Annotated in this window: 11 protein-coding genes; 10 read left to right on the top strand and 1 reads right to left on the bottom strand. The window is 39.9% G+C overall.

The window, feature by feature from the left end; translation table 11 throughout:
- Nucleotides 1-40: 40 nt before the first annotated feature.
- The 7 genes from NST91_RS21730 (at nucleotide 41) to coaA (ending at nucleotide 7,932) form a co-directional block, all read left to right on the top strand.
- Nucleotides 41-2,005, top strand: a complete 1,965-nt coding sequence (locus NST91_RS21730) for an acetoacetate--CoA ligase (protein WP_341332800.1) — start codon at nucleotides 41-43, stop codon at nucleotides 2,003-2,005.
- Nucleotides 2,005-3,171 carry a thiolase family protein gene (locus NST91_RS21725; RefSeq protein WP_341332799.1) on the top strand — a complete coding sequence of 389 codons (1,167 nt, stop codon included), beginning with the start codon at nucleotides 2,005-2,007 and terminating at the stop codon, nucleotides 3,169-3,171. Before NST91_RS21730 ends, NST91_RS21725 begins: the two co-directional genes overlap by 1 nt.
- Entirely contained in the window at nucleotides 3,168-3,587 is a 420-nt protein-coding gene (locus tag NST91_RS21720; RefSeq protein ID WP_341332798.1) for a Zn-ribbon domain-containing OB-fold protein, read from the top strand. Before NST91_RS21725 ends, NST91_RS21720 begins: the two co-directional genes overlap by 4 nt.
- A 49-nt stretch (nucleotides 3,588-3,636) precedes the next feature.
- Nucleotides 3,637-4,965 carry an MFS transporter gene (locus NST91_RS21715; protein ID WP_341332797.1) on the top strand — a complete coding sequence of 443 codons (1,329 nt, stop codon included), beginning with the start codon at nucleotides 3,637-3,639 and terminating at the stop codon, nucleotides 4,963-4,965.
- Between the two features lie 33 nt (nucleotides 4,966-4,998).
- On the top strand, nucleotides 4,999-6,156 hold the full coding sequence (locus NST91_RS21710; protein WP_341332796.1) for an acetyl-CoA C-acyltransferase: 1,158 nt from the start codon (nucleotides 4,999-5,001) through the stop codon (nucleotides 6,154-6,156).
- Between the two features lie 171 nt (nucleotides 6,157-6,327).
- On the top strand, nucleotides 6,328-6,945 hold the full coding sequence (locus tag NST91_RS21705; RefSeq protein WP_341332795.1) for a YczE/YyaS/YitT family protein: 618 nt from the start codon (nucleotides 6,328-6,330) through the stop codon (nucleotides 6,943-6,945).
- 63 nt (nucleotides 6,946-7,008) lie between these two features.
- A complete protein-coding gene (gene coaA, locus NST91_RS21700; RefSeq protein WP_341332794.1) occupies nucleotides 7,009-7,932 on the top strand; it encodes a type I pantothenate kinase in 924 nt (307 codons plus the stop codon).
- Nucleotides 7,933-8,521: 589 nt separating this feature from the next.
- Here the strand turns inward: coaA and NST91_RS21695 are convergent.
- The gene (locus NST91_RS21695; RefSeq protein ID WP_341332793.1) at nucleotides 8,522-9,712 is read right to left on the bottom strand and encodes a DUF418 domain-containing protein; all 1,191 of its coding nucleotides are present in this window, start codon (nucleotides 9,710-9,712) and stop codon (nucleotides 8,522-8,524) included.
- A gap of 152 nt (nucleotides 9,713-9,864) precedes the next feature.
- Between NST91_RS21695 and NST91_RS21690 the strand changes: the two genes are divergently transcribed.
- From NST91_RS21690 to speE, 3 genes are all read left to right on the top strand, one after another.
- On the top strand, nucleotides 9,865-10,581 hold the full coding sequence (locus NST91_RS21690; protein ID WP_341332792.1) for a response regulator transcription factor: 717 nt from the start codon (nucleotides 9,865-9,867) through the stop codon (nucleotides 10,579-10,581).
- The gene (locus NST91_RS21685; protein ID WP_341332791.1) at nucleotides 10,578-12,347 is read left to right on the top strand and encodes a sensor histidine kinase; all 1,770 of its coding nucleotides are present in this window, start codon (nucleotides 10,578-10,580) and stop codon (nucleotides 12,345-12,347) included. Before NST91_RS21690 ends, NST91_RS21685 begins: the two co-directional genes overlap by 4 nt.
- 99 nt (nucleotides 12,348-12,446) lie before the next feature.
- Complete coding sequence (speE, locus tag NST91_RS21680) at nucleotides 12,447-13,322, top strand: polyamine aminopropyltransferase (RefSeq protein ID WP_440273593.1); 876 nt, start codon at nucleotides 12,447-12,449, stop codon at nucleotides 13,320-13,322.
- The last annotated feature ends 42 nt before the right edge of the window (nucleotides 13,323-13,364 follow it).

Below are 13,364 nucleotides of genomic sequence, written 5' to 3'. Positions count from 1 at the left end.
TTAGAATAATGCTTCTCTTAGTATGAGGGAGGAATAGATAATGACAACACAACACAGTTTACTAGAATCCAAGGTTCTATGGGAGCCGAGTGAAACTTGGGTCTCACAGTCGAATTTGGTGAAGTTTTCACAAGAGGTCGGTTTTCCACTCCTACCCTATGAACGTTTTCATCGCTGGTCAGTCGCTCAACCTGAATCATTCTGGTCAGCGGTATGGGACTTTGCAAAAGTTATTGGAGATAAAGGAGAAAGAGTCGTAGTTCCTCCAAGCGATGGTGGAATGCTAGGTACACAATGGTTTCCTGATTCTAGATTAAATTTTGCAGAAAATATTTTACGTGGTGACGATCAGCAAACCGCAGTTATTGAATCAGATGAAAACGGCGTCTCTCAAACAATCACAATGGGAGAATTGCGTAATAGGGTGGCACGTGCCCAGTCTGGGTTAAAGAGTTTGGGAGTAAGTGCTGGTGATCGTGTTGCTGGAGTTGTAACAAATAGAATTGAAGCATTCGTAGCCTTATTGGCAACCACTTCATTAGGTGCTGTTTGGACATCATGCTCTCCTGACTTTGGTCCAAAGGGGATTATCGATCGGATTGGGCAAGTTCATCCAAAAGTATTAATTGCAACTTTGGATTATCAATATAACGGAAAGTCTTATGATATTCGAGATAACATCTCCGCTGTAAGTGAGGTACTGAACGATGTTTCCGCTATTGTGACTTTATCTGAGAGTGCAGATATATCGATTAATCAAGAAACGAAAGTGATGAGCTGGCAAGAGCTATGTCAAAATGAATCATCCCATCTGGAATTTACACAAGTTCCATTCAATCATCCACTTTACATCCTTTATACTTCGGGGACCACTGGGCTGCCAAAGGCCATTGTTCATTCAGTCGGAGGTACATTAATTCAACACTTAAAGGAACATCAGTTACATTGTGATTTAAAAGCTGGAGATGTCTTGTTTTGGTACACCAATACAGCATGGATGATGTATCCTTGGCTGCTATCTGGATTAGCAAGCGGTGCTGCCATTCTTCTTTATGACGGGTCACCAATACCTAAGGCGAATATAGGGATTCTTTGGGAGATTGCAGAAGAGATTGGGCTTACGCATTTCGGAACGAGTCCTAAGTATTTAGACACCTTGGCGAAGTCAGATTATCAGGTTGGTCAGAGACACAACCTCTCATCTTTACGCAGTGTTCTTTCTTGTGGAGCACCTTTATCGGCGGAACAATATGATTGGATTTATAGCGATATTAAACAGGATATCATGTTGGCTTCGATTTCAGGTGGTACCGAAATCATTGGCTGCTTTGTGATGGGTTCTCCTGTACATCCAGTGAGACGCGGGGAAATTACCTGTAAAGCACTGGGGATGGCAGTAGATGTCCTCGATGAAAGAGGTGTATCCGTAATCAATGAAAAAGGGGAGTTAGTGTGTACAAAGGCTTTTCCTAGTATGCCAATCACATTCTGGGGAGAGGACGGAGATGAGCGCTATTTTTCCGCATATTTTGCTGAACGTCCTGGTATATGGTCACATGGTGACTTCGCTGAGCAAACAATAGAGCAAACGTTAGTTATTTATGGAAGAGCTGATACGACGCTTAATCCTGGGGGTGTCCGGATTGGAACTGCTGAAATTTACCGAGTTGTGGAGCAGCTTCCTCAGGTACAGGACTCAATCGTGTTTGGCTACCCTGTTGATAATGATGAGGAGATTGCACTGTGTGTCGTCACCGAGGATGGATCACTGGATAAAACATTAGCGATTCAGATTCGTAAGGAAATTAGGGAAAAAGCTTCACCGCGGCATGTGCCAAGGCGTATATACGGTGTCAAAGAGATTCCTTATACAATTAACGGCAAGAAGGTAGAGGGGGCAGTACGTTCAACTGTTCTTGGACAGCCAATAAAGAATAGGGGTTCACTTGCCAACCCAGCGTGCCTAGAGGAATATAGCAGCTTGTCCGAAAGGAGTTTCGTATAATGGGTAAACTCCAAGTTCCGAAAGGTGCAATTATAGGGATTGGAGAACTTACTCCAGTCCGTTATAGCGAGGGTGTGACAACTCTTGGATTAATTGCCGAGTCAGTAAGGCTGGCCATTCAAGATGCCGGAATTGAAAAAGACGAGGTAGATGGTTTATTAGTTGGCCCCCAAGTAGGCGAAACTCCGCAGCATGTGCCAGCTACTGTTGCGGAATACCTTGGTCTTGAGCCGACAATGTCAAATGTAGTTGATCTTGGAGGTGCTACCGGTGCGGGAATGATATGGAGAGCGGTGGCTGCAATAGAAGCGGGAATGTGTGAAACAGTTGTATGTGTGCTTGCCAATATCAATGAAAAAGGAAAAGCTTTACGTTCACCAAATCGTAATCCAATTCGTGAATTTGATGTTCCATTTGGTGCTTCTGGCGCAAACACTTCTTATGCGCTGTTAAAGCAACGGCACATGGCCGAGTATGGATCAACACAAGAAGATTTTGCACTCATTGCTCATTGGGCACGAAAAAATGCGCAGCTCAACCCTAAAGCCATTACATACGGAAAACCAGCCTCAGTAGAGGACGTGTTGAATTCACCGCTAATTGTGGATCCCTTGCATTTATTTGAAATCGTTATGCCTGTAGCAGGTGGCGCAGCTGTCGTTGTTACCTCTGCCAAAAATGCCTCTAAGGGAGGACATCCTCCAGTTTATTTACTAGGGGCGGGTGAAAAAATCACTCATAGAGCCGTCAGCCAAGCCCCTTCCTTGGAAAATGCTCCACTAAGCTATGCGATCCCAAGGGCATTGGAACAAGCAGGTTTATCCGTTCAAAACATGGATTTACTTTCTATCTATGATTGCTATACGAGTGTAGTTGCACAAACATTAGAAAATGCTGGTCTATGTGCACCTGGAAGATTTGGTTCATGGATGAAAGAGCATTCATTCGGTCATGATGGGGATTGGCCACTTAACACGCACGGGGGACAATTAGGATTTGGTCAGGCAGATCTTGCTGGTGGAATGTCCCATATTATTGAAGCTGTTCATCAATTGCGACATGAAGCAGATTTGCGACAAATTCCAAATGCCCGTCATGCTCTGATAACAGGGAATGGAGCTACATTGAGTGAAGCTGCTGCTCTGGTCTTGGGGGTGGAATTATGATAGAGAAATTTGAAAATTTAACGGTCCCAGGACCAACAATAACACCTATCACTAAGCCGTTCTGGGATGCAGTAGCTCGTAAGGAATTTATTTTGCAGAAATGCTGTGATTGTGGTGAATGGGTATTTTATCCTCGTTCCCATTGTCCGCATTGTTGGAGTGACCAGTTAGAATGGAAACCAGCTTCAGGAGAAGGAACATTAAAGACATGGAGCATTGTACACAGACCTGGCCATCCTGGATGGGCAGAAGTTACACCTTATGTATTAGGGATTGTTGAACTAGAAGAAGGCCCATCGATGCTGACACATCTTTTAGTTGATTCTGATCAAAAATTAAAAATTGGGCAGCCGCTGAAAGTCAAATATATAAAATGCAATGATGTGTGGTTGCCATTTTTCGAAAGTAAGGAATGAAAAATAGCATTAAGACATATTACACCAGCGTAAAAAGGGAGGAAAGTCGATGTCTACAGCTCCAGTAATTCAGGAGGATATAAATACCGAGAAAAAAGGTTTTTCTAAAGAACATCGCAAGGTCGGTTTGGCTAGCTTTATTGGTACAACAATTGAATGGTATGATTTCTATTTATACGGTACAGCTGCTGCTTTAGTATTTCCAGCATTGTTTTTTCCAACTTTCGACCCTCTATACGGGACATTAGCGGCCTTTGGGTCATATGCCGCAGGATTTATCGCACGGCCCTTAGGAAGTATGGTATTTGGACATTTCGGCGATAAAGTTGGTCGGAAAAAAATGCTTACACTTTCACTATTATTAATGGGAATAGCAACATTCTTAATGGGGCTGATACCATCCTATCAAACAATCGGATTGATGGCACCACTATTAATAAGTCTTCTACGAATTGTCCAGGGATTTGCCGTTGGAGGCGAGTGGGGCTCAGCTGTAGTAATGGCTGTCGAGCATGCTCCAAAAGGAAAACGGGGATTATACGGTAGTTTTCCACAGATGGGAGTTCCTGCTGGTCTTCTCTTATCCACCTTCGTGTTCTCGACGGTAAATAACAATATGTCTAATGAAGCTTTCCTTGCCTGGGGCTGGCGTATTCCTTTTTTACTAAGTGCAATACTTGTCATCATTGGACTTTGGATTCGCTTAAGAGTCAGCGAGTCGCCTGTATTTGAGGATTTGGCAGAAAAGAAACAGTTAGAAGAAAAACCTGTGCTCACCGTACTACGTAGCCAGAAAAAACCATTATTCTTAACGATTGGTATGAAATTAGTTCAAAACGGAACATTTTATATCTATTCTGTATTTGTTCTAACCTATTTAGTAGGAACGGTTAATGTTGACCGATCTATTGGTCTAAATGCAGTTATGATTTCTTCGGCAGTTGGTTTTGTGACCATGCCACTATGGTCCTATTTATCAGATAAGATTGGCCGTAAACCTGTCTATTTGGGTGGAACAATAGCGACGACGCTTTTCATTTTTCCATTTTTTGCGCTGATGGACACAGGGTCAGTACTTTGGATCACAATAGGAATCGTGCTTGGATTGAATGTCATACATGACTCTGTCTACGGCCCTCAGGCAGTATACTACTCTGAGCTTTTTGGGTCGAAGGTTCGTTTAAGTGGAGCATCCATTGGTTACCAAATTGGAGCTATCCTAGCAGGTGGATTTTCCCCTCTAATTGCGACTTGGTTACTAGCAAAATATAATGGGCAAAGCTTACCAATTATTCTATATTTAGTCTCATTAGGTGTGATTAGCATTGTTGCAACGTTATTTGCACGGGAAACGTACCGTGATTCACTAACCCAGTAATTTAGTAGTTTCAAAAAAGGATGGGTGATTTCGTTGAAAAAAACTGTATTAATTGATGGAGTTCGTACTCCTATTGGACGGTTTAAGGGAAGTTTAAGCATGAATACAGCAACTGAACTAGGTGTTGCGGTAGTTTCGGAGCTCGTTCGCCGTGTTCCTGAAACGGCTAATGCAGATGGCGTTATACTAGGTCAAGTCATACAGGCTGGGCAAGGTCAAAACCCTGCGCGTCAAGTTGCTTATCAAGCTGGTGTTGGGATACATACTCCCGCCTTGACATTAAACAGCGTTTGTATTGCTAGTTTAGCAGCAGTATCTGACGCTGCTCGCCGTGTAGAAAGAGGAGAAGGGGACCTATTTGTTGTTGGGGGATTCGAATCCATGACGAATGCACCACATCTATCTAACCTTAGACGAGAAGTTAAAATGGGTGCTATTGAATTCTATGATACCTTGAATGACGGTTTATGGTGTGCGCTTTCTGATCAATCAATGGGCGGGTTATCTGAACGTACAAATCGTGAATTACAAATTAGCAGAGAAGAACAAGACGAATTTGCTCTACACTCACAACTACGGGCAGCTCGTGCACAAAGTAATGGAGTTTTTAAGGATGAAATAGTTGAAGTTAATGTTTCCGGCAAAATTCTTACCGAGGATGAATGTATTCGTCCTCAAACCTCCATTAACAAACTACAAAAGCTTTCCCCGGCATTTGAAGAAGGGGGAACCATTACTCCTGGAAACGCTAGTCCGATGTCAGATGGTGCCAGTGCAGGCCTAATATCTAGTTTAGACACATGTGAAAAAATAGGTAAGTCACCGCTAGCAACCATTATTGACTGGGCATTTGTGGCAGGGCCAGATCCATCATTGCACCTCCAGCCGGCAAATGCGATACGGGCTTTATTGGAACGTACAAATTTACGCCTTTCAGATATTGATTTGTTTGAAATTAATGAAGCTTTTGCAAGTGTTGTGATAGCTAGTCAGCAAGAGCTCGGTCTTCCTTCGGATGTCGTTAACGTGAACGGAGGAGCAATAGCACTTGGTCATCCTCTAGGTGCTAGCGGATTCAGGCTTGTATTAACACTTGCTCGCGAACTTAAACGACGTGGCGGCGGCCGAGGCATTGCCTCAATGTGTGGCGGTGGAGGTCAAGGAGCAGCCGTCTTAATAGAAGTAGAATAGTATTTCATAATATATCAAGAATACTCAATATGAAAAAATATGAGTCTAGTGAAATGTTTAAAGGCTTCTGTCCTTTTTGGTGGGCAGATGCCTCTTTTTTTGATGAATTTTGCGTGCAAATGTTATAATTAAATAATTATTTTGAAATATCAATCAACATCGAGGTGCAGCATGGGAAAGCGTATAGGAATTTATTTTGGAGGACTCGCTCTAACTGCGTTAGGAATTGCTTTTATTATTCAATCATTGATCGGAGCGGGGCCATGGGATACCGTAGCTGTAGGGCTTACAGAGCATTTAGGTTTGACGATTGGAACGTGGTCAATTTTCACACAGTTCACTTTTATATTCATTACCTGGATTCTTGAAAAAAAGAGATTGCGAATCGAATCGGTTATTCCAATCTTAATCCGAAGTGTTTTTGTTGATTTTTGGTTTTATATTGTATTAGGGAATGTTGACTTTACATCATCTCGGGAATTACAAATTGTCAGTTTCATTGTAGGTCTTGTTATCGCTGGAATTGGGATTGGCATTTATATGGAGGCGAATTTACCTAAGACACCAATAGATGGAATGATGGTTGCGTTTTGCAATCGGTTCGGTTTAAGCTTTAATATTGTAAGAATGGGGATTGAAGGTACAGGAGCCGTTCTCGGATTTCTTTTAGGAGGACCGGTTGGACTTGGGACTCTAGTGATTGCGTTGTTTTTAGGTAAAATCATTCAAGTTGTCAATAATAGAACGAAGAAAGTCTTGCAAATCGCGAGCACAACTCATTCTTATTAAAACATATTAATTCAAGTAACAATCTGATAAAATGAACATGAATCTAAAATAGAGGTAAATGCTATGAATCCGTTAACAAATTATATTGAATTTAATAGAGAAAAATGGGCGGAACTGCGCAATAAAACTCCTTTGTTACTGTCTGAAGAAGAACTAGAGAGCATTCGTGGTATCAACGAGGAAATCTCTCTTCAGGAAGTAAAAGAAATTTATTTGCCATTGACCCGTTTGATCAATCTAAAGGTAAAAGCATCGCAACAGCTACAGGGAGCAACGAATTCATTTTTAGACTATAAAGCTAAGAAAATTCCATATATTATTGGAATTGCAGGTAGTGTGGCTGTAGGGAAAAGCACCGCAGCGAGGGTGATCCAAACTCTATTATCACGTTGGGATGAGCATAAAGAGGTAGGGTTAGTTACAACAGATGGATTCTTGTATCCAAACTCAACCTTGGAGAGTAAGGGCTTGATGAGCCGAAAAGGATTTCCCGAAAGCTACGATACTCAAAGATTAATTGAGTTTATGATGAAGGTAAAGTCTGGTAAGTCGAAAGTGGAGGCTCCACTTTACTCTCATCTAACGTATGATGTGCTATCCGATAAGGTAGAGGTTATTAAGCAGCCAGATATTTTAATCGTTGAAGGGATAAATGTCCTTCAAGTCAGCAAGTCCCATTCGGTTTTTGTCAGTGACTTTTTTGATTTCTCAATTTATATTGATGCGGACGTAAGAAATATTAAAAAATGGTACATTGAGAGATTTTTGACACTGCAAAAGACGGCGTTCCAGAACCCAATGTCTTATTTTCATCGCTACACATCGTTGTCAAAAGACGAGGCGATTAAAAAGGCAACTGACATCTGGGAGGAAATCAACGCCAAAAACTTACGAGAGAACATTCTCCCTACACGTCGTCGCGCAGATATCGTCTTCAAAAAAGGCCCTGACCACATCATGGAAAAAGTCTTCCTTAAAAAGTTTTAGAAAAGACGCCGGGCTCTATCCCGGCACTTCACTATACTACGCTGCCGAAGTGCAAAGACACTTGCGGCGTTTTTTTGAATTATGGCCGTTAATTTGAAAATACGGCTGTTACTGAAAATTTATGGCCGATAACTAAAAAATATGGCTGATAAAATATCTTTATGGCTGTTGGGACACGGGGACAGGTCTCTCGTCCCAGCCCTCACTATACTACGCCGCAGCAGTGCAAAGACACTCGCGGCGTTTTTTTGAATTATGGCCGTTAATTTGAAAATACGGCTGTTACTGAAAATTAATGGCCAATAACTAAAAAATACGGCTGATAAAATATCTTTATGGTTGTTGGGACACGGGGACAGGTCCCTCGTCCCAGCACTTCATAATACTATGCCGCAACAGTGCAAATACACTCGCGGCGTTTTTTTCGATTTATGGCCGTTAATTTGAAAATACGGCTGTTACTGAAAATTTATGGCCAATAACTAAAAAATATGGCTGATAACATATTTTTATGGCTGATAGCCAAATGTGAAGGTGAAAACTCATACGAACGCCATATTCAGCTCATGCCATTTACAGTTGTCGCACATTAATGCGTAGCTTTTTCATGCAATCGAATTTGTGCCTTTTTGGATTTTGGAATTCCTCGCCATGTCATGTAGGTGCCGATTCTCATGATTTTTTCAAAAGGTCCCATTTTCCAGATTTTAAGATAAAAGTGGCTTAAAATAACTTGGAATAAGTAAATCACGATTGCTAACAAAATCCCATTAAGAACACCCATCTTTCCGAATAATCCTAGACCATATCCATAAAAAATAAGAGTACATATAAAACTTTGCGCTAAATAATTTGTCATGGATAGACGTCCTACATTTTCAAAAAGAGTTAAAATGACGGATTCTCCTTTTGTATAAAAATATGCAAATAGGAAGATGTAACCGACCGAGAGAAGGGGCGCACCTATTGTATAAATTGATTCTGTCCATATATGTTCTGGAAACAGATATGGTAAAGATTTTAACCCTAAGCCCATAGGTAGAAATAGCCAAGCTAACCAACTATATTTCCGTTTTTCTTTTTCAGGAAATGTGAACCATCCGCTTTTAGCGGCGTACATTCCGAATAAGAATATCGGGCAGATCACAAGTGGCATAAGCACTAACATGACTAGGTATACAAAATCAGGATAACCATACGGATCTTCTCCGTTATTGCGAAAATCATAAGTTTCCCAATAATCTCCACTTGAATATGCTTCGTACTCCTTTTGGATATAGGAATCTAAATTCTTTGGTTTCTCCATTTCTTCATTTGCTCCAATTACCCCTAACAATGTACTTAAAGAAAATAACGTCACAGTCCAAATTAGTATTGTCTTTTTCTTTCGTTTAACAAAGCCAATCATAAGTAAGCCAATCAGTCCGTAGGAAAATAAAATATCTCCTTCCCAAACAAAAAAGGAGTGGAGTAATCCGAAAGTAAGTAATAATATGAAACGACGTACTAGGTGTCGTTTGATCTTTTTACCATTGCCTTCAAGTTTTTCCGATAATTTAACCATAGAATAGCCAAATAAAAACAAAAAGATAGGCATGAAGCTACCTTCTATAAAGATTTTGATCCAAATATAGGATGCTTGATCAGACGCTAAAGTCTGATAGTTTTCCATTTGATCTTTCCCAAACATACCATATTGAAAAATTAATACATTCGCTATTAATATCCCAATTAAACTGAATCCCCTTAGTCCATCCATCAACCTAACTCGTTTTTTCATTTTCTGCTCCCTTTCATATTGAACTACCTTATATGTTAAAGGGATGAGTTTTCCAAAAATTAACCACTACCTTACGGATGCATAAAACTTTATTTGATTTGTTCAACTGTTCGTAAAGTTGCTTTGTTATGATAAGGATGAGGTGGAAACTTATGTATAATGAGACAAATATTTTAATAGTTGATGATGAACAAGCTATTGTGAAAATGTTAGAAATGATGTTGAAAAAGGAAGGATTTCAAAATATATATACGGCATACAAAGGGGAAGATGCGCTTACTATTCTAAAAAAACAACAGGTTGATATTGTTATCCTTGATGTGATGCTACCAGATGGCAGCGGATTCGACTTTTGTCCGAAAATCCGTGAATTATCGTCAGCCTATATTTTATTTTTAACCGCTAGAGTATCAGATTTAGACGTACTAACGGGATTTGCTACTGGCGGTGATGATTATGTGACAAAGCCGTTTAATCCATTAGAGGTGGCTGCAAGAATTAAAGCGTATTTAAGAAGAAGTTCTAAATTAGCTGAGCCTACAATTCTATTGAAATCTAAGCAGTTTGATTTTGATCGATTCTTGTTAGATGAAGGCGCAGGAGAATTGTTGGTAAACGGTCAGCCAGTACCTTGTCCAACTCAAGTTTATTTGTTGTTGCTTTATTTGTGCAAGCATCCGAATATTGTTCATTCTAAATCTGCACTCCTTGAAGCAGTCTGGGGATTTGACAATTATGTTGATGAGAATACAGTTTCGGTACATATTAGAAGAATTAGAGAAAGAATCGAGGAGGACCCAAGTAACCCTAAATATTTACTAACAGTAAGAGGTCTTGGATATAAACTTGTTAAGGGAAATCAATCATGAAAAAGCTAAGATGGCGTTTATTTTTGCATTTCTCATTACAGTTTTTGTTAGTAGCTGCCTTAATGGTTATTGTCATTTTTCTAACCCTAATTATAGCTATAGGTATTTATGCAGAAGATGTATCTCAATCTAATTATTACCAGGCAAAGTTAGAGGCCATTTCAGTCAATACGGGGTTTTCATTTTCAGAATTCAGTATGAACAAGGATTGGGATAAAGATTTAGAAAAGGAACAAATTTGGGTACAAATAATTGATCATGAGGGAACTGTGATTGAATCAGGAAATGTACCAGGTGAAATACCGAACAAATATACATATCAAGAGTTGGAAATGATGAAGGAAACAAAGCAATTACAAGATTTTTCACTTGCCTTTTACTTAGAGACATTTTACGAGGTACCTTACCTATTTGTTTTAGGCTACCAGGATCAAGCACACCTTTTACTAAAACAAATTGTTGGGGCGTATGGGGAAAGTGGGACAATAGATGAAGCGGACCAACTTAAAGTCGAGAATCTATTAAAAAAACAAAAAGGCACTCTGAAAATATATCGTAAGGATGGGTCATTGCAACAAATGATTGGGTTACAAAACCGTGAAGACGAGAAGCCTTTGGATGTTTTTGTTAGAGATGTTGCACCTGATATTTATTCATCAAAAAGAACGACTTATGAAGACACTAAGAATGGAATGGTTTGGGAATTATATATACCAAATGAAAATAGCAATGTAGTGAAACTAGAAACGTATCTTGATGTAGCACGAGGATTTCTTATTACTGGGGGGATTGTCCTCCTTATCACTATCGCAATTTCAATATGGAATGGATTTCGCTATGGAAATCCACTGTTTATTTTTGCGAATTGGCTTGGCAGGATGGGAAATGAAAACTACAGTGAAGTACTAACAGAGCGTGAAAAGAAGAAGGTATATCGTAAGAATGGAAAGATTCGGTTGCGATATAAGTTATATCTAGAGGTGTTTGAGGCATTTCATGATATGGCAGGTAAACTCGAAGCTTCGAGGAAAGAGCGGGAGCAATTAGAGAAAAATCGATCAGAATGGATGACAGGAATATCTCATGATTTACGCACACCTTTATCGACGATGCAGGGATATGGAAATCTCTTAGAAAGTGGCCAATATGATTGGACCAAGGATGAGTTAGAAGAAATAGGGAAAACGATACGTGAAAAAAGTGATTATATGCTACATTTAATAGAAGATTTTTCATTAAGTTTTCAACTGAAAAATGGTACGAATCAAGTGCAGTTTGAGACAGTAGAAGTAAGTGAATTTGTAGAAGGGGTCTTAGGGAAGTTTGAAAGGGACCGGATAATAAAAGACTACCCGATTGCCTTTGATCCTTTACGCAATAACCGTTATCTACAAGTAAACAAACGGTTGTTTGAAAGAATGCTAGATAACCTTATTTATAATGCGATGAAACATAATCCGCCTGGTACAAGCGTTGAAGTTCTCTTAGAGGAAACCAATGAAAAAGGTAGGACGAAAATAATTGTCAAGGATAGCGGTGTTGGGATGGATGAGGTGACTAAGAAGCATTTATTCGATAGGTATTATCGTGGAACAAACACAGATGAACGTGTAGAAGGAACAGGGCTTGGAATGAGTATAGCGCTGCAAATTGCAAAATTGCATAGCGGAGATATTAACGTCGAATCGTGGGAAAACATCGGAACAGAGATCACTGTTACAATGCCGGGACACAGGGACAGGTCCCGCGTTCCACAACAGGATTAAACTGGGACGAGGAACTTGTCCCTCCGACCCACTTTGCTGGACATGCATAGTGTTCTTTCTTATTCTTATATTGGAAGAGTAAGAATAGAATGGGGGATGATGATGGAACTTAATAAGCCTTATTTATCTAAGAAAAATGGAGATTTATGGCTCACCGAAGATGAGTACGACAACTTGAAAATCAGCTATCGGATTAAAGATATTATTTTTGATCAACAATCATCTTTCCAGGAAGTCATGATTCTGGATTCATATGATTTTGGAAGAATGCTAGTGTTAGATGGTATTGTTCAAACGACCTCAGTTGATGGACATATCTATAATGAAATGATTTCACATGTGCCCATGTCGATTCACCCTAATCCGAAAAAGGTATTAATCATTGGTGGTGGTGATTGTGGAGTTGCAAAGGAAGTAGCCAAATACGAAGAAATCGAACATATTGATATGGTTGAAATTGATGAGCTTGTAGTAAAAGCTAGTATCGAACATTTACCTGAGGTATCAGGTCGCCTAGCAGATCCACGTGTTCATCTTATTTTTGATGATGGTGTAAAATTCGCGGCTACTAAGAAAAATGAGTATGATCTGATAATCGTGGATTCATCAGATCCAATTGGACCAGCAGCGGTATTATTCGAAGAGAGCTTCTATCAAAGCTTATATGAGGCCTTAAAAGATGACGGAATCATGGTTTGTCAAAGCCAATCACCAATATTCCATTCTGCCATAATGAAACAGTCCTATACTCGAATCTCAGAACTTTTCAATGAGACTAAGTTGTATACGGCAGTTGTACCGACCTACCCTGGTGGAATGTGGAGTTTCACAATCGGAACTAAGAAGCACATTAAAGTAAACCCAAGCAAAGTCAGCCACAAAGAAACAAAATATGTGAACGAGCAAATGGTGGTAAGCTGTTTTGCATTGCCACAGTTTCTAGGGGAATATTATAAAAAAGAGGCAAGGACTTGAACCCTTGCCTCTTTGAATTCTTGTTGCACAATGAAACCGATC

The sequence above is a fragment of the Ferdinandcohnia sp. FSL W7-1320 genome (assembly GCF_038050315.1).
In the GTDB taxonomy this organism is placed as follows: domain Bacteria; phylum Bacillota; class Bacilli; order Bacillales; family Bacillaceae_L; genus Ferdinandcohnia; species Ferdinandcohnia aciditolerans.
The sequence above is the reverse complement of the archived record's forward strand: the minus strand, read 5'-3'. Positions and strand labels throughout refer to the sequence as shown.